Source organism: Streptomyces tatrensis (assembly GCF_049310065.1).
Classification (GTDB): domain Bacteria; phylum Actinomycetota; class Actinomycetes; order Streptomycetales; family Streptomycetaceae; genus Streptomyces.
The window spans coordinates 3,445,111-3,470,781 of record NZ_JBMDLB010000011.1 but is presented as its reverse complement, the minus strand read 5'-3'; the positions used below and the strand labels follow the sequence as shown (position 1 = coordinate 3,470,781).

The window sequence follows — 25,671 nt, the reverse complement described above, 5'->3', positions numbered from 1 at the left end:
GGACCCGGGTCAGGGGGTCGTGGCCGACACCTGCCGCACCGGGGTGCCGTCCTGCGTGCCCGCGTCCGGGGAAGGGGTGCCGTCGGTCCAGGCGTAGACCTCCTTGCCGCGCACCGTGACCTGGTACTGGTAGGTACCCCGGCACTCGGGCCGCTCCTCGGCCCCGGTGCCCGCAGGCCACCACTTGGCCTCCAGCGCCGTCCCCGCGTGCTTGCTCGGCGTGCCCGCCGAGCACTGCGGGCCGTCCAGCGGGGTCGCGCCCAGCGTGAAGCGGAGCAGCCGCGCCTTGCCGTCGGTGCGCGCCATTATTCGCACGTCGGTCGCGTCCTTCGGCACCCAACGCGGCAGCACCCACGTCTCTTCCCCGCGCGCGGACTTCCCGCGCGCGGGCTCTCCGATCGCCGGCTCCGCACGCGTCGGAGCGTCGGCGGCCGTCGCGAAGCGCATGCCCTTCTCCTTGAACACCCGGTCGTTGATCGTGTCGGTCAGGGGGTTGGGCGGGAGGTTGGGCAGGGCGATGGCAGCGGTGGCGAGCACTCCCACGGTGGCGGCGGCGATGACGAGAGGACGGCGGTTCATGTCTACGAGTATTCGCGGCGGAGGACGTAGTCCGCGTCCCTCCCGAGGCTGAAGCGGATCTCTGCCGGAAGAGTGACATCGGCTCATACCTGAGTACCGGTCCCGCCCTCCGGGCGCCCGCGGCTGCCACGCCCGACACCCCGGTCGGCACCCTTCGTTAGACGCTGCGTGCCCCGCCGCCCCGCCCTCGCCCCCGCCCTCCTCTCCGCCGCCGCGGCAGCCGTGCTGGCCTTCGCGCCCCCGGCGTCCGCGGCTCTGCGGGCCCCGCAGGTTCCCGAGGACAAACCGCAGGTGCTGAGCGGCTGGACGCAGCCGGGCACGGCCAGCCAGGGTGCCTGGGCCGCGGCGCGCGGGAACCAGGGCGAGTGGGAGCCGTACGCCTTCGACTGGACCACGGACTACTGCACCACCTCCCCGGACAACCCCTTCGGCTTCCCGTTCCGGACGGCCTGCGCCCGGCACGACTTCGGCTACCGCAACTACAAGGCGGCGGGGGAGTTCCGGGCGGCCAAGCCCCGGCTGGACGAGATGTTCCACGCCGACCTGAAGCGGGCGTGCGCACGCTACTCGGGCGCCCGCAAGGCCTCCTGCGACGGCACCGCGTGGACCTACTACCAGGCCGTCAAGACCTTCGAGTAGCCCTCCGGACCGTCCACCGGCGGCAGCCGGGGCCGGTCCTGGGACGGGGTGGTGCGTGAGTGCGCGGGCTACGGGGGCTACACGGGCTACACGGGCTACGCCTGCGGGGAGCGCAGTTCCAGCAGGCTGATGTCCGCCGGGGCGCCGACCCGGACCGGTGGGCCGAAGAAACCCGCCCCGTTCGTCACGTACACCTTGGTGTCGTCCACCTTGCCGAGGCCGGAGTTGACCGGATTGGCCAGTTCGGTGATCGCGGTCAGCGGGAACATCTGGCCGCCGTGCGTGTGCCCGGACAGTTGGAGGTCCACCCCGTGCCGGGCGGCCTCGGCGGCGAACACCGGCTGGTGGGCGAGGAGTACGACGGGACGCGACAGGTCCCGTCCGCCCAGGGCCTTCCCGAGGTCGGGCCCCCGGCCGTGCTCCTCCCCGGCGAGGTCCTCGACCCCGGCCAGGTCGAGGTAGGCCCCGTTGTGCCGGATCTCCACGCGCTCGTTCACCAGAGGGCGGACACCGACGTTGCGCATCTCGTCCAGCCAGTCCTCGACCCCGTCGTAGAGGTACTCGTGGTTTCCGGTGACGAAGAAGTTTCCGTAGCGCGATTCGAGCCCCTTCAGGGGCCGGGCCGCGGGCCCCAGTTGGGACGCCGTTCCGTCGGCGAGATCGCCGACGATCGTCACCAGGTCCGCCTGCAGGCCGTTGACCATCCGGACGATCCGCTCGGTGTGGGCGCGCCCGAGGAGCGGCCCCAGGTGGATGTCGCTGACGACCGCGATCCGCAGACCGGCCAGGCGCGGGTTCACCTTGGAGAGGGTGATCGGTACGCGCTTGATCAGCGGGTCCCCGAGCGCCGAGGACATGCCGTAGCCCACGGTGCCGAGGGCGGTGGCCCCGGCCAGGGTGCTTACCGCCCGGCCGAGGAAGAGCCGGCGGCCGACCAGGCGGTCCTGCGCCCCGGCCCCAGCCCCGGCCCCGGCCCCAGCCCCGGCCCCGGCCCCGGCCCCGGCCCCAGCCCCAGCCCCGGCCCCGGCCCCAGCCCCGGCCTCGGCCGGTGCCGACACAGCCGCCGCCGCCGACGCCCCCGACACGGCCGCCGGTACCGGTACCGGCACCGGCACCGGAGCCGTGTCCGTCCGCTGCCCGGCCCGCCGCCACGTGCGCAGCGCGAACGCCCGCGGCAGTTCGAGCATCACGAGCGTCGGCAGCAGGTAGAGCAGCACTCCGATCAGGACGTAGCCGGGCCACGCCAGGAACCGGCCACCGCCTCCGTCCGAGGGATCGAACAGCGGGGTGAGGATCCGGGTCCCCGGAGCGAGCAGCGCCGACAGGACCACCCCCCACGTGGCCGGCCGCCGCACGGACGTCCCCGGCCTGGTCGTGTCACGGACCAGCCGGATCCACAGGTAGTAGTGGACGGCGGCGGAGCCCACCAGCATGAGCGCCGTCACTCCGAATCCCAGCACGTCTCTCCCCTCTCGCTCCGGACGGATCAGGCGCGGTCGGCGGGTACGCCGACCCTTGCCGTGGCGGGCTGCCCGGAGGCAGCGGCATTGCCGGTAGAAGCGGTAGAAGCGGTAGAAGCGGCAGCAGGCGCCGCCGGGGCCGACGACTCGGAGATGCCGAACCGCGCGTGGAACGCGCGCAGGGGCGCCGGGGCCCACCAGTTGGCCTTGCCGGCGAGCCGCATGGAGACCGGTACGAGGACCGCGCGGATCAGCGTGGCGTCGACCAGGATGACCACGACCATGCCGATGCCCAGCATCTTGAGGAAGACGATCTCGGACGAGGCGTACGTGGCGAACGAGGCGGCGAGGATGACCGCCGCCGAGGTGATCAGCGGCCCGCTGCGCTCCAGGCCCGCGGCCACCGCGCCCGCGTTGTCGCCGGTGAGCGCGTACTCCTCCTTGATCCGCGACAGCATGAAGACCTCGTAGTCCATGGAGAGGCCGAAGGCCACGCAGAACATCAGGATCGGGATGCTGGGCTCGATCGAGCCGCTCGGGGTGAAGCCGAACAGGTCGGCCAGATTGCCCTCTTGGAAGATCCACACGAGGACGCCGAACATCACGCCCATGCTCAGGGTGTTCAGGAGCATGGCCTTCGCCGGGAGGAGCAGGCTGCCGGTCATCAGGAACAGCACGAGGAACGTGGTCACCAGGATCAGCCCGAAGACCAGCGGCAGCCGGTCGACCAGCTCGGAGCGGAACTCGCTCAGCTCGGCGGGGTAGCCGCCGATCTTCACCGTGCCCGGCTCGGCGCCCTTGGCGGCTACGGAGCGGATCTCGGAGCGGGCCCGGTCGATGTCCTGGGCGACGGTGCGGTGCGTGGCGACCACCGAGTACCAGGTGCTCTGCTCGTTCGCGAACCGGCGGGAGGACTCGCCGGGTTCGGCGATCTTCCGGCCCTTCGCGTACGAACCGGTGAGGGCGTCGACCTGGTGGATGCCGGAGACCCGGGACAGCTCGGTGGCCGTGGCCTCGATCGAGGACCGGTTGGCGTCGGTGCCGGCCTGGCCGGTACGCAGGACCTTGATCGCGCTGGTTTCCTCGGCGGCGAAGTTGTCGAGGATCTGCTGCTGGACCACCCGGCTGGACACGTCGCGGGGTAGCACCTGCGCACCCGGCACGCCGAAGGTGAGACCCAGGGCCGGCGAGGCCAGCCCCAGCAGCACTACCAGCGCCGGGATTCCGTACAGCAGCGGGCGGCGCATCATGCGCAGGGCGGTGCGGTGCCACCAGCCCTGCTCGGGGCGGGTGTTCTCGTTCTTGCGGGCGACCTTGTGGCCGAGGCGGGCCAGCGAGGCGGGCAGGATCACCAGGGCCGCGAAGACCGAGGTGAGGACCGTGGCGATGCCGGCGTACGCGAACGAGCGCAGGAAGGGGAACGGGAAGAGCAGCAGGGCGGCCAGCGACAGGATCACGGTGAGACCGCTGAAGGCGACGGTGCGGCCGGCGTTCGCGACCGACCGCTCGACCGCCTCGTGCACGGACCGGCCGGCCCGCAGCTCCTCGCGGAAGCGGTTGATGACGAAGAGGCTGTAGTCGACGCCGAGTCCGATGCCCATCACCAGGGCCAGGTTGGCGGCGAAGGTCGAGACGTCGGTGATGTACGTGACGCCGCGCATCAGCGCCAGGGTCGTGATCACCGAGAACAGGCCCATGCCGAGGGTGAGCAAGGCGGCCGAGAACCGCCGGTAGATGGCGAACAGCAGGAGCAGCACCAGCGGGAAGACGATCATCTCGGCCCGCAGGAAGTCCTTGCGGGACTGCTCGGCGGCCTGCCGGAACACCTCGTCACCGCCGCCGACCCGGACCTTCAGCAGGGCGCTGTCGCGGGTGAAGGCGGGGGAGATGTCCGCCAGCCGGGTCCGGGCCTCGGTCACCGTGCCCGACATGCGGGCGATGATCAGGGCCTGCTTGCCGTCGTTGCCGCGCATGGTGGGCGAGTTGCCCCGCGACCAGTACGAGAAGACTTCGGCGACCCCGGCCTGCCCGGCCAGCTCCCGCTCCAGGGCGCGGCCCTCGGACGCGACGGTCGCCTCGTCCACGGCGCCCTGCTGGGCGGTGACCATCAGCAGCACGCTGGGCGTGCCCGCCTCGAACTCCTTTTCCAGGACGGCCCGGGTGGTGACGGACTCGGATCCGGGGGTCTCGAAGCGGCTCAGGACCAGGCGGTCCATGGTGCCGGCGGCGAGGACCAGGCCCAGTACGGCCAGGCCGATGCCGACCCAGACCACGAGCCGGGACCGCGAGGCGGCCACCCGGCCCCAGCGCTGCAGTGCGGAGGGATGTTCCACGGGGTCGGTGCGAGGGGACTGCTGTGTTCTCGGTGTGCTCGGCATTTTCTGCTCTCTGGGGAGGACCGGGACCTCGACCGAGCCCGGGCGCTTCGGATCCGTGGAGCGGAGTCGGGCCGCGAGCTCGTGTGTCGCCGCGGGGTTCACCTTGGAGGGCGGCGTTTGACCAGCCGCTGGAGTGATCGCTGACCGTCCGCAGGACCGGCCTCCGCAGGACCGTCCTCCGCAGGCCCTGTTGGTCGCCGCCGTCGCGGACGTACGCCCTTGGCCCCTCTCAATTGCCGGACGGCGTCAGGGCGTCACGCGGTATGACCTCCCTCTCACCAGGCCTTCGGGCGACGAGAACCAGCCGGTAATGCCTAGCCTTACGAAGGTTTGTCTGGGGAGTGGAAATGTCTGGTGTACTGCTGCGCGAGCGCGGCTTCGAGGAAGGCGACGGAGGCCCGTCGCGACTGCGGTTCCGCCTTCTCGGACCGCTGCAGACCAATCGGGGAACGAAGGCGCTGGAGCTGGGTCCGCCCAAACAGCGAGCCCTGCTGGCGGTGCTGTTGCTCAGACCCGGCATGGAGACCGGGGTCGATCAGCTGATCGAGGCCCTCTGGGGGGAGGACCATCCGGCCTACGCGAAGAACCTGATCCAGAAGTCCGTCTCGGGCCTGCGCGGCCTGCTGTCCGCCGACGCGGCCGACGCGGGCGGCTCGGGCGGCAAGGGCGGCAAGGGCGGCACGGGCGACAAGGCCGGCGAGGGCGACAAGGGTGACGGCCGGGGAGTCTCCCTGGAGTGGTCCGCCGGCGGCTACCGGCTGGACATCGGCGACTCCGAAGTGGACCTGTACGAGTACGAACGGCTGGCCGCCGCCGGCATCGCCGCCGCACGCAAGGGCGAGATCCCGCAGGCGGTCGGGCTGCTGGAAAAGGCGCGCACGATGTCCACGGGGCCGCTCGCGGAAGGGCTCGAGGGGCCCATGCTCGACCGTGAACGGCTCTACCGCCAGGAGCGCTTCCTGGCGGACATGGAGGTGCGCGCCGAGCTGGAGCTGGAGCTGGGCAGGCACCGCAACGCCGTTCCGTACCTGTACTACGCGGTGGACAAGTACCCGCTGCGGGAGCGCTTCCTGTGGCTGCTGATGCTCGCGCTCTACCGCTCGGACCGGGGCAACGAGGCACTGACGGTGTACGGCGCCCAGCGCGCCCGCGTGGTCCGGGAGCTCGGCGTGGAGCCGGGCTCGGCCCTGCGGGCCCTGCACGCGCGACTGCTGCTCCAGGATCCGCAGCTGATGGTGATGTCGGCCCTGCGCCGGGACAGCGGGGCGGCCGAGGACGAGTTCGTCCCCGCCCCGCGCCTCCCACCGGCCCGCCGCGGCCCGTTCGGCTGACCTGCCGGCCCGCCCCGGACCTCTCCCGGACCTCCCCCGGGGAGTTCCGGGGCTTTCGCGTCTGCGCTTACGCTGCCACTACGGTGGCGGCGCTAAGGTGCCCTGACCTGCACGAAAGCCCTCCACATGGGAGGGCTTCGGGGTGGGACGGGAAGTGTGCCCCCGGCAGGACTCGAACCTGCGGCCAAGTGCTTAGAAGGCACCTGCTCTATCCACTGAGCTACGGGGGCCGGAAGGTGGCCGTGGTGGCCTGGAGCCCCTGGACGGGGGTGGGGCTTTGGTCCGTGCCGGGTCAAGGATAGGGCTCCGGTTGCCTTGTCCCGGTTGCTTCACTCGCGTGCCACGATGTGGAGGTTCGGTGAAGCGGTCCCGATAATCGCAGGCAGGTGCGATTCTCGCACCGCTTTTGCGCCGTGGCGCCCCGGGTGTTGTGCACTCGTTATGCCTGCGCCCCACTCGTCCGCTGTGTCCGGGATGTGCCGCTGGAGTAGCGCTCGGCGCGCAGAGGACGTATAAGCTTCAAAAATGCTCCTAAATTGGGCATTCTTCGCATGTGGTGACCTTGGATGTTCGGCCTCAGCTGCTCGATGCCCTGTCCGCCCTGCGCGACCGGGTGGCGTCCGTGCGTCTGCCGCTGCCCCTGCCCGGCGCCCCCCGCGCCCGCCAGACCAGAGCGGAGCTGCTCGCGCAGCTCGACGACTATCTCGTACCCCGGCTGAAGGCGCCGGAGGCGCCGCTGCTCGCCGTCGTCGGCGGGTCCACCGGGGCCGGTAAGTCCACTCTCGTCAACTCCCTCGTGGGGCGCCAAGTGAGTGAAGCCGGGGTACTCCGGCCCACGACGCGCACCCCCGTCCTCGTCTGCCATCCGGATGACCACCACTGGTTCGCCGGAGTGCGGGTGCTGCCCGATCTGATGCGGGTCTGGGCCCCCCAGGACGACGAGGACACCCCCGCCTCCGCCCGCAGGCCCCACCGGCCGGGCGGCCACCACGGGCACCCGCCCGCCACCCGCGAGGTGCGGATCGAGACCGTCTCCACCCTGCCCCGCGGCCTCGCCATCCTCGACGCCCCCGACATCGACTCCCTCGTGGTCGACAACCGCACGCTCGCGGCCCAGCTCATCTGCGCCGCGGACGTCTGGGTGATGGTCACCACCGCCTCGCGGTACGCGGACGCCGTGCCCTGGCACCTCCTGCGCACCGCCAAGCAGTACAAGGCCACCCTCGTCACCGTCCTCGACCGGGTCCCGCACCAGGTGCTCGCCGAGGTCTCCCGTCAGTACGGGGCCCTGCTCACCCGGGCCGGGCTGGGCGACGTACCCCGGTTCACGGTTCCCGAGCTGCCCGAATCGGCCGGCGGGGGCGGGCTGCTGCCCGCCAGCGCCGTGGCCCCGCTGTTCGCCTGGCTCGCGCACCACGCGCAGGACCCGGCGGCCCGTCAGTACGCGGTCGGGCGCACCGCGCTCGGCGCGCTCGACTCCCTCGGGCGCCGGATGCCGGAGCTCGCGTCGGCCGTCGCGGCCCAGCACGCCGCCGCCGTACGGCTGACCTTCGCCGTCGAGGACGCCTACAAGCGGGAGGGCAAGCGGGTCCGGGGCCGCCTGGACCGGGGCGCCGTACTCGCCGGGGACGCGCTGACCCGCTGGCGCGGCTACCCGCTCGACACCAGCGCCGACGAACTGCTCGACTCCCTCGCGGAATCCCTCGCGGCGCTGCTCCAGTGCGCCGTCGCCGCCGCCGACGAACGCATCGCGGAGGCATGGCGGCGCGAGCCCGCCGCCGGCGCCGTTTCCCTGCCCGCCCCCGACCGCGAAGCGGCGGAACGCATCGGCGTGGCCGTACGCCGCTGGCGGCGCGTGCTGGAGGAACTCGCCGAGGAAGAGGTCGCACGGCTCGACAAGCAGCCGGCGCCCGACCCCGACGGGGTCGCCGCCCTGCTGGTCGCGGCCCTGCTCGGCGGCAAACGGGCCCGGCCGGCCGGGGAGAAGCTCGCCGAACGGATCGGAGTGCAGGCCGCCGTACGCCTGCGCGACCGCGGCGGCGAGCTCGTCGCCGAACACCTCGACCAGGTGCTGCGCGCCGAACGCGACCGCCGCCTCGCCCCGATCGAAGCGCTCGAAGTCAGTCCCGAACCCCAGGCCGAGCTGATCGCCGCGCTGTCCGTACTGCAGAAGGAGAGGTGACGCGGTGACCGCCCTGACCGACCGCACCGACGACCGCTGGGACGACGGACTGATCGCCCGCTCGCGCCCCCGGGCCGGCGAGGACGACTGGCCCGCGAGCGGTGACGAGGAGGGCGACGAAGCACTCGTACGGGCGGTTTCCGGAGCCGGAAGCGACGGCGGCAAGGCCCCCGCGCCCCCGCTCAGCCCCGAGGCGCAGGCCCTGCGCGTCCGCCTCGACGCGCTGCGCCAGCTCATCGGGCTGTCCCGGACCAGGATCCTCGACGGAAAGACCCTCGCCGAAGCCGGACGCGTCCTGGACGAGGCGGCCGCCCGCCGAGGGCTGTCGGCGCAGCACACCGTCGTCGCCATCGCCGGAGCCACCGGAAGCGGCAAGTCCACGCTCTTCAACTCACTCGCCGGAGTGCAGATCTCCGAGACCGGACTGCGCAGGCCGACGACCGCCGCACCCATCGCGTGCAGCTGGTCCGACGGCGCCGCGGGACTGCTGGACCGCCTGGAGATCCCCGGACGGCTGCGCCGCCGCCCCCGCGAGACCTCGGAGGCCGAGGTGCTGCGCGGCATGGTCCTCGTCGACCTGCCCGACCTGGACTCGGCCGTCGGAGCCCACCGCGACCACGTGGACCGGGTACTGGCCCTGGTCGACGCGGTGGTGTGGGTGGTGGATCCGGAGAAGTACGCGGACGCCGTCCTGCACGAGCGCTACCTGCGCCCGCTGGCCGGGCACGCCGAGGTGACCTTCGTCGTGCTCAACCAGGTGGACCGGCTGCCCGGGGAATCGGCCGACCTCGTACTGGACGACCTGCGCAGGCTCCTCGACGACGACGGGATCGCGCTCGGCGAACACGGCGAGCCCGGGGCCACCGTCATCGGACTTTCCGCCCTGACGGGTGAAGGCGTCGGGGAACTGCGCGAGATGCTCGGACAGTTCACCCAGGAGAAGGGCGCCGCGACCCGCCGCATCTCCGCCGATGTCGACAAGGCCGCGGCCCGCCTGCGGCCGCTCTACGTGGCCGACGGCCACGCCGGGCCGGAGATCGGGGAGACCGCGCGCGCCGAGTTCGAGGACCGGCTCGCTGAAGCCGTCGGCGCGTACGCGGCCGGGCTCGCCGCCGAGCGGGCCTGGCGGCGCAACGCCGGAAAGGCCTGCGGCACCCCGTGGCTGCGCCTGTGGCGGTGGTACGAGAGCCGGCGCTCCCCGCGCTCGCTGGCCGGTCTCGCCGCGCTGGCGGCGATCGGGCGTTCCCCGGCGGCCTTCGACCCGCCGGTCGAGGAAGAGGTGACGGCCCGCCAGCGGGTGGAACAGGCCGTACGGACCGTCGCGGACGAGGCGGTACGGGGCCTGCCCGACCCCTGGGCGCAGGCGGTGCGGGAGACCGCGGTCCGCGGCGCCGAAGGGCTGCCCCAGGCGCTGGACGAGATCGCGGTGACCCTCGGGCCGACGGTCACGGTGCCCAGCGCCCGTCCGCCGCGCCCCTCGTGGTGGCCGGCGGCGGTGCTGGCGCAGGCGGCCATGACCCTGCTCCAGATCTTCGGCGGACTGTGGCTGGTCGGGCAGATCGTCGGGGTCCTGGAGCCGCGACTGATGCCGCCGGTCCTGTTGATGGTGGCCGGGATCATCGGCGGACCGCTGGTGGAGTGGGCCTGTTCGATCGGGGCCCGGGGTCCGGCACGGCGCTACGGGCAGGACGCGGAGCGGCGGCTGCGGCAGGCCGCGGCCGGCTGCGGGCGGGCCCGGGTGCTGGAGCCGGTGGCGGCCGAGCTGCTGCGCTACCGGGAGGTGCGCGAGCAGTACGCGACGGTGGCGAAGTTGTCCACAACCCGTCAGTAGTCCACAGCCTCCGGCAGGTTCCGGCCGCCCGCGCCAGCATGGTCCCACCTCGTGCGGATGGTCCGGACGGGTAGGGAACGCGGGTCCGGGCGGCGCGTGGTCGAGCGCGCCGCCGGGCCCCGGAAGGGCGGCCGGGATGAACGACACCCAGGTGACGCTGGTGGGCTACGTGGCCACACAGATCGACTACAAGGACACGCAGAGCGGGCCGGCGGCCCGGTTCCGCTTCGCGGTCACCCCGAGGTACTACGACCGGAAGAAGGAGACCTGGGCGGACGCGCCCACCAGCTTCTACACGGTGTGGGCCCGGCGCGGCCTCGCCGTGAACCTCGCCGGGTCCGTCTCCGTGGGTGAACCGCTGGTGGTGCACGGAAGGCTGCGGGTGCGGGAGGACCCGCCCGACGGGGAGGGCAACCGGTGGTTCTCGGCCGACATCGACGCGACCGCCATCGGGCACGACCTGAACCGCGGCACGGCCGCCTTCCGCCGGGTGGTCAGGACGGACGTGCCCCTGATGGCCACTCAGAAGGCGGCGGTGGTCTGAGTGTTCGAGGAGGCTAGGATTCCCCGGTACTCATGTGTACCTGGGCCTTCGGCCCGAAGGGGAAGACTGTGTCGATTGACGTTCCCGCACCCTCCGCTCCTGCCGCCGTCAGCGGCGTTGCTCCTGTCGGCGCTCCGGGCGGTGTTCCGCTTCCCGCTGCCGCGCAGGCCTGCGGCGCACCGGCGACGCGCACCGCGGTCGCCGCGGCCATACGGGGCTCCGTACGGCGGCCGATCGCGCTGGCCCTGCTCGCCGCCGCGCTGGCCGGGGCCCCGGGGGCGGTGGCGGCAGCCGACGCCGGCCCGGCCGCACCCCGGACGCCGGAGGGAGCGAGCGCCGTCCTGGACGGGCTGAAGACCTACGGACAAGCGGTCCTGCGCGGCACGGACGGAACCGTGCGGCAGATCCCGGCCGGGCTGTACGAGATGCGGGTCGACGGCGGCGGCATGCTCCAGACGTACGGAGTCGGCGTCACGGGAGACGCGCAGCCCCAGGCCCGGTTCACGGAGATCGGGTGGAACGGCACACCGCTCGCCGGGAAGGGCGACGCGGGCCGGATCCGCTGGGTGCTCGAGCACTCCTACCCCCAGCTGAACGATCTGGCCGGGCTCGCCAAGGCGGCCGGAGCGGCGGCGCTCACCGCGGAGAGCGCCGCGGCCGGGACCCAGGTGGCGATCTGGCGGCTGGCCGAGGGCGTATCGGTGGAGGCCCTCGACCCGGCCGCGGAGAAGCTGGCCGACTACCTCCAGCGGGCGGCGCGGCGGCTGCCCGAACCGCCGGCGTCGCTCGCGGTGGACCCCGGCGAGGTGTCGGGGCCGCTGGGCACCCGGATCGGCCCGGTCACCGTGCGGACGGGCGCGCAGAGCGTGAGCGTGACCCCGGACGCGGCGGCCGTGGCCATGGGGGTGCGGGTGGTGGACGCGCGGGGCCTGCCGGTGACCTCCGCCGTCAACGGAGCGAAGCTGTACTTCCAGGTGCCCGAGGGGACGCCGGACGGCAGCGCCGAAGTCACCCTCCGCGGGTCCACCCGGGTACCGGTCGGCCGGGTCTTCACCAGCGGGGTCCCGGCGCAGGTCCAGATCGTGGCCGGCTCCAGCCAGTCCGCCACCGTGGCCACGGCGACGGCGAAGTGGCCCCGCCTCCCCGCCGCCGCCCAGCCGTCCGGCGGCTCGGCCTCGCCAGGGGCGATGACCGCGCTGGGAGCCCCGGGGGCCCCGGGATCCCCCGGCGTCCTGTCGGCGTCCATGCCGGCCGCGGATCCGGACACCTCCGGGGAGCGGCTTGCCGCCAGCGGCAGCTCGGCGGCCACCCCGGTGATCGCCTCCCTCGCCGTGGGCCTGGTCGTCCTGGGCGGCCTGGTCGTCATCCTCCTGCGCAAGCGCCCCCTGGAGGACGGCCCCGGCCCGGACCGGTCGACCCATCCGGAGTAGGGCAGGGGCGGGGACCGGGCGCTCCTGCCCGGGCCCCCGATTCGGATCCGGGGGTTCGGGTAGGGGCAGAGGATGTCTGATCAAGAACTGACCTGGCGGGGCGCGGTCGCACGAGGGGACCGGTGGCTGTTCGACGTGGTGGCCCGGCGGCACTGGCCCGGGGCCGACCGGGTGCTGCCCCGGCTCGGGCGGGCCGCGAACCACGGGCTGCTCTGGGGCGGCGCCGCCGTCGGGATCGCCGTCCTCGGCTCCGCCGGGGCCCGCAAGGCGGCCGTACGCGGGGCCGCGTCGCTGGCACTGGCCTCCGCGACCATCAACACCGTCGGCAAGTGGTCCGTACGCAGGCCGCGCCCGGTGCTGGACGGGGTGCCCGCCGCGCGGCAGCTCACCACGCAGCCGCGGACCACGTCCTTCCCCTCGGGGCACGCCGCGTCCGCGTTCGCCTTCACCGCCGGAGTGGCGCTCGAGTCCCCGCTCTGGGGCGCCGTACTGGCCCCGGTCGCCGCCTCCGTGGCGTTCTCGCGGGTGTACACCGGCGTCCACTACCCCTCGGACGTGGCCGCGGGCGCCGCGCTCGGGGTGGCGGCCGGGTTCGTCGTCCGCCGGCTCACCCGGGACGCCGAGGTGGCCCGGATCGTGCCCGGTGACGAGCGCGCCGCCGTGGGGGCGCCCGCGCTGCCCGACGGGAACGGGCTCACGGTGGTGATCAACACCGGGTCCGGCACGGCCGCCACGACGGGGCTCGACGTACTGCTGCGGGAGCGGCTGCCGAAGGCCGAGCTCGTCGAGTGCCAGGGGCCGGAACTCACCGCGGAACTGGCCGCGGCCGCCGAGCGGGCCACCGTGCTCGGCGTGTGCGGCGGCGACGGCACCATAAACGCCGCCGCCACCGCCGCACTGCGCGCCGGGATCCCCCTGGCGGTGTTCCCCGGCGGCACGCTCAACCACTTCGCGATCGACCTCGGACTCGCCGGGATCGAGGACACCTGCCGGGCCGTCGCGGCCGGCCACGCGGTCCACATCGGCGTCGGCCGCTTCACCCCAGGCCCGGACCCCGAGGACACCCGGGCCGGGTACTTCCTGAACAACTTCAGCATCGGGGCCTACCCGGAGCTGCTCGGCCACCGGCTCCGCTGGGCCCCCCGGATCGGCGGCGGCCCCGCCGCCCTCCTGGCGGCCTGGCGGGTGCTGCGCGCCGAGCGCCCCGTACGGCTCAAGCTCGCCGGGAAGCCGCGCAGCGTCTGGCTGCTCTTCGCGGGCAACGGCACCTACCAGGGCACGGGCCCGGCGCCCCGCTACCGCAAGAGCCTGGGCGAGGGCCTGCTCGACGTACGCCTGGTCCACGGCGGCGGCCGCCCCGGCCCCCGGCTGCTCGCCGCCGCCTTCGCGGGCCCGCTCACCCGCTCCCCGGTCCACGTGGCCACCCGGCTGCGCAGCCTGCGCGTGAGCGACATCCCCACCGGCACCCCGCTCGCCTACGACGGCGAATACGCCCAGGCCCCCACCGCCCTGGTCCTGGACGAGCTCCCCGACGCCCTCACCGTGTACCGGCCCCACTGAGGCAGGACACCCCCGCCCGGCCGCGCCGGAATCACCTTCGCGTCCCGCCCCGGCCGGGCAGTCGTCACGGACCCGGGGCCAGGCCGGGCGGGGACGGTGGCAGCCCCATCGGAACGGCGTCCACGCCCAGGTCGGCCCGCATCGCGCTCCGCATGACGTCGGCGCGCGCTGAGAGGCCGACGAGCCGGGCGTGGATCTCCTCGAACGACCCGTCCGGTTCGGGGGTGCCCTCCGCCAGCCGCATCGTGCGGGCGTAGGCCCGCGTCATGCCCCGCGTCATGGTGTCCAGCTCGGCGAGCACCGCGGCGGAGGCGATCATCTGTGCCTCGGCGAAGGCGGCGTGATGGCCGCCCCGGACCTCCTCCAGCACGGCCCGCTCCTCCGGGGTGACCTGCGACCTGTGCGCGAGCCAGAGGAAGGACATGAGGCCGATCCGATAGCGCCGGTACGCTGCGTTCGCCGCCGCGTAGCACTCGCGACGCCGGGCCAGCTCCGCCAGCTCCTGCTCCCGCAGCCACCGCGTGCGGTCGACCCGCTGCTCCCGGTCGAACTGCGCCGCCTGCACCCGCGCCAGCATCCGCTGCGAAAGCACCGTCGCCAGCAAAGTTCCGGCCACGCCGACCACGGCCGCTCCGAGCGCGATCAGTCCGCTGTCCATACGTCCCCCCACCTCGGACGCAGCCCCCCGGCCGCACCCTCGTCGAGGGCATCCTGCCGTGCGGCACAAGGCCCCGGGGCGGTTTCGCGAACCTCGGTCGGGTGGTCTCGGGGCCGAACGGGTTTCCCCCCGGGGATGGACGTCAGGCAAGATGGGGTGTATCTGCCCACCCATCGATCTGCCGGACGGTTTCTCTTGGCTGAGTTCATCTACACCATGCGCAAGACGCGCAAGGCGCACGGCGACAAGGTGATTCTTGATGACGTCACCCTGAACTTCCTGCCCGGCGCGAAGATCGGTGTGGTCGGCCCCAACGGCGCCGGTAAGTCCACCGTCCTCAAGATCATGGCGGGGCTGGAGCAGCCGTCCAACGGTGAGGCGTACCTGTCTCCCGGCTTCACCGTCGGCATCCTCATGCAGGAGCCCAAGCTCGACGAGTCGAAGACGGTCCTGGAGAACGTCCAGGACGGCGCCGCCGAGATCATGGGCAAGCTGAAGCGCTTCAACGAGGTCGCCGAGGAAATGGCGACCGACTACACCGACGCGCTGCTGGACGAGATGGGCAAGCTCCAGGAGGTCCTGGACCACGCCAACGCCTGGGACCTCGACGCCCAGCTGGAGCAGGCCATGGACGCCCTGGGCTGCCCGCCCGGCGACTGGCCCGTCACCAACCTCTCCGGTGGCGAGAAGCGCCGCGTCGCGCTCTGCAAGCTGCTGATCGAGGCCCCGGACCTGCTCCTCCTCGACGAGCCCACCAACCACCTCGACGCCGAGTCGGTGAACTGGCTGGAGCAGCACCTTTCGCAGTACAAGGGTGCCGTCGTCGCCGTCACCCACGACCGGTACTTCCTGAACAACGTCGCCGAGTGGATCCTCGAGCTCGACCGCGGCCGCGCCCACCCGTACGAGGGCAACTACTCCACCTACCTGGAGAAGAAGGCCACCCGCCTCAAGGTCGAGGGCCGCAAGGACGAGAAGCGCCAGAAGCGTCTCAAGGACGAGCTGGAGTGGGTGCGGTCGAACGCCAAGGGGCGCCAGACCAAGTCCAAGGCCCGCCTCGCCCGCTACGAGGAGATGGCCGCCGAGGCGGACAAGGTGCGGAAGCTGGACTTCGAGGAGATCCAGATCCCGCCGGGCCCGCGTCTGGGCTCGATCGTCGTCGAGGTCAACAACCTCTCCAAGGCGTTCGGTGAGAAGGTCCTGGTCGACGACCTGTCCTTCACGCTGCCGCGCAACGGCATCGTGGGCATCATCGGCCCGAACGGCGCCGGCAAGACCACGCTCTTCAAGATGCTGCTGGGCCTGGAGGAGCCGGACTCCGGCGCCGTCAAGATCGGCGAGACCGTCAAGATCTCGTACGTCGACCAGAGCCGCGCCAACATCGACCCCAAGAAGTCCCTCTGGGCCGTCGTGTCGGACGAGCTGGACTACATCAACGTCGGCCAGGTCGAGATGCCGTCCCGCGCGTACGTCAGCGCGTTCGGCTTCAAGGGCCCGGACCAGCAGAAGGCCGCCGGCATCCTCTCCGGTGGTGAGCGCAACCGCCTCAACCTGGCGCTGACGCTCAAGGAGGGCGGCAACCTGCTGCTCCTCGACGAGCCCACCAACGACCTCGACGTCGAGACCCTGTCCTCGCTGGAGAACGCGCTCCTCGAATTCCCGGGCGCGGCCGTGGTCATCTCCCACGACCGCTGGTTCCTGGACCGGGTCGCCACGCACATCCTGGCGTACGAGGGCGAGTCCAAGTGGTACTGGTTCGAGGGCAACTTCGAGTCGTACGAGAAGAACAAGGTCGAGCGGCTCGGCGCGGACGCGACCCGTCCGCACCGCGCCACCTACAAGAAGCTCACCCGAGGCTGAGGGCCGAGGAAACGGGCCATGGCCAGACACCACTACCGATGCCCCCTCCGCTGGGCGGACATGGATGCCTTCGGGCACGTCAACAACGTCGTCTTCCTCCGCTATCTGGAGGAGGCGCGGATCGACTTCATGTTCCGCCTCGCGCCGGGGGAGGGCAGTGAGTCCTTCACGGGCGGTTCCGTCGTGGCCCGTCACGAGATCGACTACAAGCTGCCCCTCGTGCACCGTCACGAGCCGGTGCTCATCGAGTCCTGGGTGACCCGGATAGGCGCCGCGTCCCTGACCATCCGCTACGAGGTCAAGGACGAGGCGACCGAGGACGGGCCCGAGACGGTCTACGTGCGCGCCGAGACCGTGGTCGTGCCCTACAACCTCGCCGAGGGGCGGCCCCGCCGCATCACGGCCGAGGAGAAGCTCTTCCTCCAGGAGTACCTGGACGAGCCGAAGAAGGCACAGGGCATCGCGGCATGAACGAGCAGCTGCACTTCGCCGACTCCGGAGAGGCGGCGGACCTCGCCGCCTTCCTGGGCCGGCTGGTGCACTACGACCGCGCCGCCGCCGTCCGCCTGCAGGCGCAGGCCGGCGGCGGCGCGCTCGCCGTCTTCGGGCGGCCGCCGTCCTTCGACGTCCTGGCCGTCCGTACGGTCCGGCTCGCCGCGCCGCTGTCCGCTCCGCTCGACCTGACCGTCTCGGCCGGGGAGCTGCTGGAGTCCGTGGACGAGGGCGAGCGGGCCGGCGCCGTCGTCCCGGCGGCCGTCACCGGACCGCCCTGGGCGGGCGTGCTCCCGCCCCGCGGCGGCTGGACCCCGGTGGCCGGGCTGCCCGGCCCCGAGGCGATGGCCAAGGCCCTGGCGGCGGCCGTCGCCGAGTTCCGGGCCCGCGACGAGGCCCTGCCCCCGCAGCACCGGACCCGCTCCGAGCGCGACCGCATCGGCCGCGAGATCTGGTCCCGCACGCTGGGCGACACCGAACTTCCGCTGCGCGCCGTGCACGCCGCGCAGTCCCTGGGCTTCCTGCGGCCCGTACGGTCCACCGTGCCCGCCGCGCCCACCCCGCCGGGAACCCCCGAGCCGGTGGCACTCTTCGCCTCCGGGAGCTGGCTGCGGCTGCGCACCCCGTACGGGTCCGTGGCCACGCGCCGCCCCGGCGGCCTGGGCACCCTGCTCGTCCGGCCGGTCTAGGCCGTCCCGGCCGCGCCGTACGGGACCCCCGCGCGGGATCCCGTACGGGCTAGGCCGTCTCTTTCGGATCTTGCCGGGCCCGCGCCGTCCGGCACCGCACCTCGCCGCTCTGCCGGGGCTCCCGAGTACGTCCAGTACGCGGGAGCCCCGGCAGCGCGGCGAGGCACGGCACCGGACGACGCGGACCTGACCGACAAGATTCGAAAGAGACGTCCTAGCCCGCGGTGTTGATCATCGACGCGGCGGCGTACGTCAGGTACCGCCACAGCTGCGCCTCGTGCTCCGGCGCGAGGGCGAGCTCGTCCACCGCCACCCGCATGTGGGCCAGCCACGCGTCGTGCGCGGCGGCGTCCACCTGGAAGGGCGCGTGCCGCATGCGCAGGCGCGGGTGGCCGCGGTTCTCGCTGTAGGTGTTCGGGCCGCCCCAGTACTGCATCAGGAACAGTGCGAACCGCTCCTCGGCGGGACCGAGGTCCCCCTCCGGGTACATCGGGCGCAGCAGCGGGTCCTCGGCGACCCCCTGGTAGAAGCGGTGGACCAGTCGGCGGAAGGTGCCCTCGCCGCCCACCAGTTCGTAGAAGGTCTGCTCCTGGACCGTGCCCCGCGGAATCTCATTCACCCGACCATCGTCTCAGACGCCCGGACGGAGGACCCCGGTCCTAGGACCTCCGGGACCCGCTCCGCGCGCTCGCGGCGCGGTCGCACCAGGGCGGTGTCCGCAGGACAGTGGAGACATGGGCGCACACGCCGAGGTACGCGACGTGCGGGAGACCGCGCACGCCGCCCAGGTACGGGAGCTGACCGCCACCGGGGCGCTGGAGGATCCGCGCTGGCGGGCGGCCTTCACCGCCGTGCCCCGGCACGTGTTCGTCCCGTACTTCTACACCGGCCGCGGCGCCGGCCACGAGCGGCTCTGGGCGGAGGACCCCGACCCCGAACTGCGGGCCCGCTGGCTGCGCGGGGTCTACACCGACGCCCCGCTCGCCACCCGGCTGCGCGACGGCGAGCTGGTCTCCTCCAGCAGCCAGCCCTCGCTGATGGCGAAGATGCTGGAGGCCCTGGACGTCCGCGACGGGGACAGCGTGCTGGAGATCGGCGCGGGCACCGGCTACAACGCGGCCCTGCTCTGCCACCGGCTCGGCGACGGGCTGGTCACCACCGTGGACCTGGACGAGGAGATCACCGAGTCGGCGCGCACCCACCTGGACCGGCTCGGCTACCACCCGGCCGTGGTCACCGGCGACGGCGCGCGCGGCTGCCCCGCCCGCAGCCCCTTCGACCGGATCCTGGTGACCTGCACGATCCCGCTGATCCCGCACGCCTGGCTGGGCCAGTGCCGGCCCGGCGCCCGGATCCTGGCCCCGCTGTCGACCGGGCTGATCGCGCTCACGGTGCGGGACGCCGGGTTCGCCGAGGGCCGCTTCCTGCACACCCCGGCCTACTTCGTGCCGCTGCGCGGGGCCACGGCCGCGCCGCCGGGCACGTACGGGATGCCGCAGGGGATCCCGTACGAGCTGGTGGAGAACGAGCGCTTCCAGTTCATGCTCGTGCTGACCTCGGGCGCCCTGCACCCGAGGGAGGCGCTGGACCTGTGGCGGCGCGAGGACCGGCCGGCGCGCGAGCGCTTCGGGGTGACGGTCGGCGACGCGGGGCAGTGGTGCTGGCTCGACGACCCCCAGGGGCCCTACGTGTGGCCCCTGGGGGAGGCCGGCCAGTCGTAGGCGGGCCGGTCAGAGGCGGGCCGGTCAGAGTCGGGGGCGTCATAGGTCGGCTATCGACATATGTCGGCTACCGAGCTATGGTCGGGATGTGAATGATCAAGCTCTCCGCGAGCCGACCCTGCTGATCCTCACGGCGATCGCCGATGCCCCGCGGCACGGATACGCGATCGCCCAGGAGGTCGAGAAGATTTCGGAAGGCCGCACCAAGATGCGCACCGGAACGCTCTACGGGGCCCTGGAGCGGCTCCTGGAACAAGAACTCATCGCCGTCCACGAGGAAGAGGTGGTCGACGGACGCCGGCGGCGCAGCTACGCCCTCGCCCCGCGCGGCCGGGAGACCCTGGCCGCCGAGGCGGCCCGGCTGGCGCGCACCGCGCAGGAGGCCACCCGGCGGCTGGGGCTCGGCGGGTCCGCCGCCTCCCTCGGCACTGCCCTCCGCGTCGGCCGCACGGCGGTGGGCAGGTGAGCGCGCTGCTGAAGCTGTATCCCGCCGCCTACCGGCGGGAGTTCGGCGACGAGATCGCCTACGCGTACCAGGAGGCCACGAGCGGGGCGGGGGTGCCCGCCCGGGTGCGGGAAGGCGCCGACGTGGCCGGGCACGCCCTGCGCATGCGGCTCGGCCTGGGCTCCGCGGGACGCCCCGGCCGGCTCCTGGCGGCGCTGGCGCCGTTCGCCCTGGTCGCCATCGGGGCCGCCGCGTCGAGCTGGGCCGGACTGACGCGCAACGTCTTCTTCGTCGTGGGACCGGACGAGATCGGTCCGGGCTTCGTGGGCACGGTGGCGGCCTACCTCGTCATGCTGATCGGCGTGTTCCTCGCGCTGGCCGGCCGCTGGTCGGCGGGCAGTTGGACCGTGCTGGCGGGAGCGGTGGCCGTGCTCGCGGCCATTGCGGTCCGGATGGGCATCGGCACCTCCGCGCTCTTCACCGGGCCGGTGCTCGCCCTGGCCCTGGTGGCGGTGGCCTGTCCGCCGGACCTGAGGCCGGCTCCCCGTATCCGCACGCGGGCCGGGGTGCTCGCGGTGATGGCGTGGACGCTGGTGCTGACGAGCGCGGTGATGCTGGTCCCGCTGGTGTATCCGGTCACCCAGCTGCGCTTCGCCGTACCGCTGGCCGCCGGACTGCTGCTGGCCGGACGGCAGGCCTTCGCCCGGCTGCGCACCGCGCCGGCCGTCCTGCTCGCGGGGCTGCCGTTCCTGTACTTCGGCGCCGCGCCCGGGACGGTGCCCCCGCTCGCCCTCGCCGGTCTGCTCGTCCTGCTGCTGGTCGCCGCCGCGGTGGTGAGCGTCCGGAGCCGGCGGAGCGCGCGGGATCCGCTGGTCGGCGGCTGAGCACCCCGAACGCGGCGAAGCCCCCCGGTCACACCGGGGGGCTTCGCCGCGTTCAGGACCGGGGTGCGCGCCCGGTCAGCCGCGCCGGACGGTGATCGTGGTCCAGGCGCCGACGTGGACGCGGTCCCCGTCGGCGAGCGGAACCGGCACGTACGGCTGGATCGACTCCTCGCCGCCGTTGATCGTGGTGCCGTTGGTGGAGTTCTGGTCCACCACGGCCCAGCTGCCGTCCGGCTGCTGGACGAGCACCGCGTGCTGGTGCGAGACGCCCGGGTCCTCCGGGGGCACCGACAGGTCGATGTCAGGGGACTCGCCCGTGGAGGCGCGGCGGCGGCCGATGGTGATCTGGCCGCCGGCGAGCGGGAGGTGCTGCTCGGGGGAGTACGCGGGCAGGTCGAGCCCGGAGGCCTCCGGGCCGCTGCGCTGCATCATCGCCATGAAGTACGAGCGGTCCGGACCGATGGTCGCGGTCCACGACCCGCCGCCCTGGGGCTGGTAGGGCTGCTGGTACGACTGCTGCTGCTGAGGCGCCTGGGGCGCCTGATGCTGCTGGTGGTGCGGGGGCTGCTGGGGCGGCTGGTACTGCCCGGTCCGGGACGGCTGCTGCTGGTACTGCGGCGGAGCCTGCTGCGCCTGCTGCTGGTGCGCCTGCGGCTGCGGCTGCTGGTGCTGCTGCGGGGGCGGCTGCTGCTGGTACGGGGGCTGCTGGAACTCCTGGTGCGCCGGGGGCGGCAGCATCCAGTCGTCCTCGCGCTGCAGCGGCTCGGCCGGGCGGTTGACCCGGGAGGGCCGCGAGCCCTGGTAGTCGAAGTGGTCCTGGGAGTAGCCCTGCTGCGGGGCCGCGGGCATGCCAGGTGGCGGGGGCAGGTCCGGGGTGACCGGGGTGTACGAGGTCGCCGTACGGGTCAGGAAGTTGTACCGGCACTCCTCGCAGAACGGGGCCATGGCCTCGCGCGGGGTCCGGCACTGCGGGCAGAGCTCGGCCTGTGCGGTCGGCTCGCCGGTGGGAGGGTAGCCGTAGCCGTAGGAGGGCGCCCCGGGGCTGCCCGTGGGGGCGGCCATGCGGTGGCCGCAGACCTCGCACCAGTCGTCGGAGGCGGACTGGTGCCCGTTCGGGCAGGTCGGCATCGCGGCGCTTCCTCCTTCTTCCTGCGTCAACGAGGCAGGGTCTTCTTCTGCTGCTTCTTCTGTGCATCCGATCGCGTCTGGTTCACGTCTGATCAGAGGGTCGAGCTTTACGTCAAGATTTTCGCACTCGAACGGTTTGAGTGGAACGCGTTTCTAGTGTCATCTCGTCCGCGTCGGCGACCTTTGCCTTCAGTCGCACAGTACCCGCCGCCGCATCGACGACATCCACCACCTTGGCGAGCAGCTTGGCGGTGTCGGCGTTGCCCGAGGAACTCGCCAGCTGCACGGCCCGGCCGAGCTTGGCCGTGGCCCCGCCGACGTCCCCCAGTTTGCGGGCCTCCAGACCCTGCTGGATGGCCTGCGCGAGCTCCGCCTGCCCGGTGTAGTGGGCCACCTGCGGGTTGATGGCGGTGGACGCGGCGAGATCGTCCGTCCAGACGGCGCGGACCAGGCCCTGGGCGAGTACGGCCGGGGCCTCACCGGGCGCTCCCGGCATGACGAGGGCGGCGCGGGCGGCGAGCATCTCCTGGCCGACGGAGGCGCCGGGGACCCGTACGCACACGTGGTACTCGCGGGACTCGTCGCCCCAGGAACCCGTCGGATAGTCCCCGGCGCGCGGGGACGCCTCCGTGCGGCGTGCGGTCAGGTCCTGCACGGCGGGAGCGACCTGCTTGACGTACAGGACCTCCGCGCCCACCGGGGTCCACAGGCGCAGTGAGACGTCCGCCACTTCCTTGCCCATGACCTTCTCCATCATGAGCGTGAAGTCCTCGGTCAGCCGCGCCGGATCGGCCACGATGTCGGCCGTGCCGAGCAGCGCGCTCGCGATGCCGGTGACCTCCTTGACCTCCCAGTCGGTTCCCACGCCACGGGCGTCACAGGTGAAACGGCCCGCGCAGGCGTCGAGCGTGGCGCGGAGCACGGCCGGGTCCTCGTGCTCGTTGCGGCCGTCGGTGAGCAGGATCCCGTGCCGGATCGCCGCGGTGGACCCGCGCAGCAGGCCGTCGGCGAGGCGCAGCCAGGTGCCGATGGCGGTGCCGCCGCCGGAGGAGAGGCCGCGCAGGGCCTCCTTGGCCTGGGCCCGGGTGGTCGCGTCGGCGATGGCGAGGAGGCCCCGGCGGGGGAACACCTCCTTGGCCACGTGGGTACCGGCGATCACGGCGAAGGCGGTGCCGTCGCGGAGGGTGTCGACGGCCGCTGCCGTCGCCTCGCGGGCGCCGCGCATCTTGTCGGGCGGGTACTCCATGGAGCCGGAACAGTCGACCATGATCACCACGGCGGCGCCGCCGGGGGCGACGGCCGTCCGGGTGGCCGTGGCACCGCCGGTGGAGGTGACCGTGACGATGGCGTGGACGTCGCGGGCGCCCTCGGCGAGGAACTCGTTCTGGTACACCTCCACGCTGAAGCGCGGGGCGCTCGGCTTGGCGAAGTTCGCCATCGGTCGCTACTCCTCGGGGACGGGGATCAGGCCTGGGCCTGCGGGGCGGCGGGGCCCGCGGGGCTTGCGGGCGGGGCCGGCTGGGTCGGCGTGGTCGGCGTGGTCGGTGGGGTCGCCGCGAACGGGACGATCGCCACGGTGACGTTGTCGTGCCCGCCGCCGTCGAGCGCGTGCCCCACCAGGACCTGCGCACTGTGCAGGGGCCGGACGGCGGCGTCGTACGGGAGCACCTGGGCCATGTCCCGCGCGGACTCGGCGTAGTTCCACAGTCCGTCGGTGCAGACCACGACCACGCCGTCGTGGTCGGGCTTGAAGGTGGCGGTGTGCGGCTCCAGGTCGTACGCGTCGGCCCCGAGCCAGCCGGTGATGGCGTGCGCGCGGACGTCGGCGTAGGCCTCGGCCTCGCCCATCAGGCCCGCCGCGACCATCTGGGCGGCCCAGGAGTCGTCCTCGGTGAGGCGGCGGGGCAGGGCGGCGCGGTCGTCGGGGACCCAGTACGCGCGGCTGTCGCCGACCCAGCCGATGGTGAGCAGGCCGCGGCTGACCACGGCGCCGACCAGGGTGCAGGCGGGGGCGTTCTGGGCTCCCGGCACCTCGGGGGCGAGGGCGTTCACCGCGGCGGCGGCGGCCAGGATCGCCTCGTGCATGGCCTCCTGGGGGTGGGCGCCGCGGGGGAGGGCGTCGAGCAGCGCCTCGTTGGCGGCTCCGGCGGCGGCCGCGGAGGCCTCGTCGGGGCGGCTGGCGGAGGAGACCCCGTCGCAGACGATGGCCACGGTGGCGGCGGAGCCGTCGGGCAGCGCGGTGGCCGCCACGGCGAAGGAGTCCTCGTTGCGGTGGTGGCGCAGCCCGCGGTCACTGACGGCGGCGACGCTCCCGAGCTCCTCCTCGAGGTGGTCCCGCTCCCGCGGCTGCGCGTGGCCGCAGTGCTCGCAGTACCCGTCGGTGTCCACCCGCCCTGCGCGGCAGGCCACGCAGGTCTTCCCACCGGCCTCCCCCTGCGGGGCGGGGCTCTGGGGGGCTTCGCCCCCGGGGACCTGACCTTGCTGCCCTGCGGGGCCGCCGGCGTACGGGGCTTCGCCGCCGGGGGCGTGCCCCTGCGGGGCGGGGGCGCCGTACGGGGCTTCGCCCTCGGGGGTGTGCCCCTGCGGGACGGAGCTGCCGTACGGGGCTTCGTGCCCCGGGCCGGGGCCCTGGGGGCCGCCGTGCCCGCCGGCCGGGGCGCCGTACGGGGCTTCGCCCTCGGGGTTGTGGCCCTGTGGGGCGGGGCTGCCGTACGGGGCTTCGCCGCCGGAGTGGCGGCCCTGCTGGGCGGGGTGGTCGTAGGGGGAGGCGTGCTCTCCCGGGCCCGGGGTGCCGTACGCGTCGTAGCCGGATCCGCCCGCGGAACCCGGGCCCTGTGCGCTCGCTCCGTAGGGGGTGGTGTCCGCCGGGTGCCGGCCCTGAGGGGGCGCGGCGTACGGGCTCTCGGGGGCCGGAGGCGTGCCGTGGGGCTCTGCCAGGGAGCCGGGGTCGGCCCAGCCGGTGGGGCCCGACACCAGGGTGGGGGCGGCGGTGGACACGCTGCCCCAGCCCGGCGCGGCCTCGCCGGCGTACCCGGGGGCCGCCGGTTCGGCGTAGCCGCCGGAGTGCCGGGGCGCGGGGGCCTCGTCGGGCGAGGGACGCCCGCGGGTGGCCGGGATCCCGCCCGCCGGGGTGGCCTGGCCGGCGGCGCCCGCGTGAGCGGCCGCAGCCGGATCCGCAGCTCCCGGGCCCACGGGTGCCGAGCCCGCCGGGCCGCCCGGCGCAGCGGGATCCGCCGCGAACCGGGCGGGGGAGGGCGGGGCCGGCGGAGCCGAAGGGTTCACGGCGGTCGAAGGCGCCGGGGTGATGGGCGCGCCCGGACCGGCCGCAGACGCGAAGCCCGGCGCAGCCGGGGCCGGGCCCACGGGTGCCGGGCCCGCCGGGGTGGCGCGTGCCGCGCCCGTCGGGCCGAAGGCCGCGTCCGGATCCGCCGCGGGCGGGGTGGCCGGCGCAGCCGGGGCCGGGCCCGCCGGGCCCACGCGTGCCGCGCCCGTCGGGCCGAAGGCCGCGTCCGGATCCGCCGCGGGCGGGGTGGCCGGCGCAGACGGGGCCGAGCCCGCCGCGCCCACGCGTGCTGCGCCCGCCGGGCCGAAGGGTGCGCCCGGATCCGCCGTCGGCGGGGTGGCCGGCGCAGACGGGGCCGAGCCCGCCGCGCCCACGCGTGCTGCGCCCGTCGCGCCGAAGGCTGCGCCCGGATCCGCCGTCGGCGGGGTGCCCGGCGCAGCCGGGGGCGTGGGGGACGCCGCCCGTTCCGTGGGGGCGGTGGTGGTGAGGGCGTAGCCGCAGAGGCCGCAGAAACGATCACCCTCCTCCAGCGGTTCCGCGCAGCTGGGGCAGCCCGACAGCCGATGCATCGACATCA

At 73.8% G+C, this 25,671-nt stretch carries 21 protein-coding genes and 1 tRNA gene; 13 read left to right on the top strand and 9 right to left on the bottom strand.

Annotated features, from left to right (window positions below):
- Positions 1–9: 9 nt before the first annotated feature.
- Positions 10–579 carry a hypothetical protein gene (locus tag ACODT5_RS31495; protein WP_422522526.1) on the bottom strand — a complete coding sequence of 190 codons (570 nt, stop codon included), beginning with the start codon at positions 577–579 and terminating at the stop codon, positions 10–12.
- Positions 580–747: 168 nt separating this feature from the next.
- On the opposite strand from ACODT5_RS31495, the gene ACODT5_RS31490 reads away from it, so the two are divergent.
- Positions 748–1,218, top strand: a complete 471-nt coding sequence (locus tag ACODT5_RS31490; RefSeq protein WP_422522525.1) for a phospholipase — start codon at positions 748–750, stop codon at positions 1,216–1,218.
- Positions 1,219–1,313: 95 nt separating this feature from the next.
- On the opposite strand, the gene ACODT5_RS31485 is transcribed toward ACODT5_RS31490, so the two are convergent.
- Together ACODT5_RS31485 and ACODT5_RS31480 are read right to left on the bottom strand one after the other, a co-directional pair.
- Positions 1,314–2,678 (bottom strand): metallophosphoesterase, encoded by a 1,365-nt coding sequence (locus ACODT5_RS31485; protein WP_422522524.1) that lies wholly within the window; start codon positions 2,676–2,678, stop codon positions 1,314–1,316.
- A 26-nt stretch (positions 2,679–2,704) separates the two neighbouring features.
- Positions 2,705–5,011, bottom strand: a complete 2,307-nt coding sequence (locus ACODT5_RS31480; RefSeq protein WP_422522523.1) for an MMPL family transporter — start codon at positions 5,009–5,011, stop codon at positions 2,705–2,707.
- Positions 5,012–5,403: 392 nt separating this feature from the next.
- On the opposite strand from ACODT5_RS31480, the gene ACODT5_RS31475 reads away from it, so the two are divergent.
- A complete protein-coding gene (locus ACODT5_RS31475; RefSeq protein ID WP_422522522.1) occupies positions 5,404–6,387 on the top strand; it encodes an AfsR/SARP family transcriptional regulator in 984 nt (327 codons plus the stop codon).
- A gap of 157 nt (positions 6,388–6,544) precedes the next feature.
- On the opposite strand, the gene ACODT5_RS31470 is transcribed toward ACODT5_RS31475, so the two are convergent.
- Positions 6,545–6,617: transfer RNA gene (locus ACODT5_RS31470), tRNA-Arg, on the bottom strand.
- A gap of 323 nt (positions 6,618–6,940) precedes the next feature.
- Between ACODT5_RS31470 and ACODT5_RS31465 the strand changes: the two genes are divergently transcribed.
- From ACODT5_RS31465 to ACODT5_RS31445, 5 genes are all read left to right on the top strand, one after another.
- Positions 6,941–8,569, top strand: a complete 1,629-nt coding sequence (locus tag ACODT5_RS31465; protein WP_422522521.1) for a dynamin family protein — start codon at positions 6,941–6,943, stop codon at positions 8,567–8,569.
- 4 nt (positions 8,570–8,573) lie between these two features.
- The gene (locus tag ACODT5_RS31460; protein ID WP_422522520.1) at positions 8,574–10,400 is read left to right on the top strand and encodes a GTPase; all 1,827 of its coding nucleotides are present in this window, start codon (positions 8,574–8,576) and stop codon (positions 10,398–10,400) included.
- Between the two features lie 136 nt (positions 10,401–10,536).
- On the top strand, positions 10,537–10,944 hold the full coding sequence (locus ACODT5_RS31455; protein ID WP_422522519.1) for a single-stranded DNA-binding protein: 408 nt from the start codon (positions 10,537–10,539) through the stop codon (positions 10,942–10,944).
- Between the two features lie 68 nt (positions 10,945–11,012).
- Positions 11,013–12,374, top strand: coding sequence for a thioester domain-containing protein (locus tag ACODT5_RS31450; protein WP_422522518.1), 1,362 nt, complete (start codon positions 11,013–11,015; stop codon positions 12,372–12,374).
- 72 nt (positions 12,375–12,446) lie between these two features.
- The gene (locus ACODT5_RS31445) at positions 12,447–13,934 is read left to right on the top strand and encodes a bifunctional phosphatase PAP2/diacylglycerol kinase family protein (RefSeq protein WP_422522517.1); all 1,488 of its coding nucleotides are present in this window, start codon (positions 12,447–12,449) and stop codon (positions 13,932–13,934) included.
- Positions 13,935–13,998: 64 nt separating this feature from the next.
- Here ACODT5_RS31445 and ACODT5_RS31440 read toward each other — a convergent pair whose 3' ends face one another.
- Positions 13,999–14,592 (bottom strand): hypothetical protein, encoded by a 594-nt coding sequence (locus ACODT5_RS31440; protein WP_422522516.1) that lies wholly within the window; start codon positions 14,590–14,592, stop codon positions 13,999–14,001.
- Between the two features lie 195 nt (positions 14,593–14,787).
- Between ACODT5_RS31440 and ettA the strand changes: the two genes are divergently transcribed.
- From ettA to ACODT5_RS31425, 3 genes are read left to right on the top strand one after another with little or no spacing between them, the layout of a single operon-like run.
- Positions 14,788–16,452 (top strand): energy-dependent translational throttle protein EttA, encoded by a 1,665-nt coding sequence (ettA, locus tag ACODT5_RS31435; protein ID WP_422522515.1) that lies wholly within the window; start codon positions 14,788–14,790, stop codon positions 16,450–16,452.
- An 18-nt stretch (positions 16,453–16,470) separates the two neighbouring features.
- On the top strand, positions 16,471–16,923 hold the full coding sequence (locus ACODT5_RS31430) for an acyl-CoA thioesterase (RefSeq protein WP_385368904.1): 453 nt from the start codon (positions 16,471–16,473) through the stop codon (positions 16,921–16,923).
- The gene (locus tag ACODT5_RS31425) at positions 16,920–17,633 is read left to right on the top strand and encodes a DUF8010 domain-containing protein (protein ID WP_422522514.1); all 714 of its coding nucleotides are present in this window, start codon (positions 16,920–16,922) and stop codon (positions 17,631–17,633) included. The genes ACODT5_RS31430 and ACODT5_RS31425 overlap by 4 nt, the downstream gene beginning before the upstream one ends.
- A gap of 214 nt (positions 17,634–17,847) precedes the next feature.
- Here ACODT5_RS31425 and ACODT5_RS31420 read toward each other — a convergent pair whose 3' ends face one another.
- Positions 17,848–18,252: a globin gene (locus tag ACODT5_RS31420; protein WP_422522513.1), complete on the bottom strand. Its 405-nt coding sequence runs from the start codon at positions 18,250–18,252 to the stop codon at positions 17,848–17,850.
- Positions 18,253–18,367: 115 nt separating this feature from the next.
- Here ACODT5_RS31420 and ACODT5_RS31415 point away from each other — a divergent pair, with 115 nt between their 5' ends.
- From ACODT5_RS31415 to ACODT5_RS31405, 3 genes are all read left to right on the top strand, one after another.
- Complete coding sequence (locus tag ACODT5_RS31415; RefSeq protein WP_422522512.1) at positions 18,368–19,354, top strand: methyltransferase domain-containing protein; 987 nt, start codon at positions 18,368–18,370, stop codon at positions 19,352–19,354.
- Positions 19,355–19,442: 88 nt separating this feature from the next.
- Positions 19,443–19,820, top strand: coding sequence for a PadR family transcriptional regulator (locus tag ACODT5_RS31410; protein ID WP_422522511.1), 378 nt, complete (start codon positions 19,443–19,445; stop codon positions 19,818–19,820).
- Positions 19,817–20,683, top strand: coding sequence for a hypothetical protein (locus tag ACODT5_RS31405; RefSeq protein ID WP_422522510.1), 867 nt, complete (start codon positions 19,817–19,819; stop codon positions 20,681–20,683). Before ACODT5_RS31410 ends, ACODT5_RS31405 begins: the two co-directional genes overlap by 4 nt.
- Positions 20,684–20,758: 75 nt before the next feature.
- Here the strand turns inward: ACODT5_RS31405 and ACODT5_RS31400 are convergent, their stop codons facing one another.
- The 3 genes from ACODT5_RS31400 to ACODT5_RS31390 form a co-directional block, all read right to left on the bottom strand.
- Positions 20,759–21,811 carry an FHA domain-containing protein gene (locus ACODT5_RS31400; protein WP_422522509.1) on the bottom strand — a complete coding sequence of 351 codons (1,053 nt, stop codon included), beginning with the start codon at positions 21,809–21,811 and terminating at the stop codon, positions 20,759–20,761.
- A gap of 112 nt (positions 21,812–21,923) precedes the next feature.
- Complete coding sequence (locus ACODT5_RS31395; protein ID WP_422522508.1) at positions 21,924–23,249, bottom strand: vWA domain-containing protein; 1,326 nt, start codon at positions 23,247–23,249, stop codon at positions 21,924–21,926.
- A 26-nt stretch (positions 23,250–23,275) separates the two neighbouring features.
- A complete protein-coding gene (locus tag ACODT5_RS31390) occupies positions 23,276–25,669 on the bottom strand; it encodes a protein phosphatase 2C domain-containing protein (RefSeq protein ID WP_422522507.1) in 2,394 nt (797 codons plus the stop codon).
- Positions 25,670–25,671 lie beyond the last annotated feature (2 nt).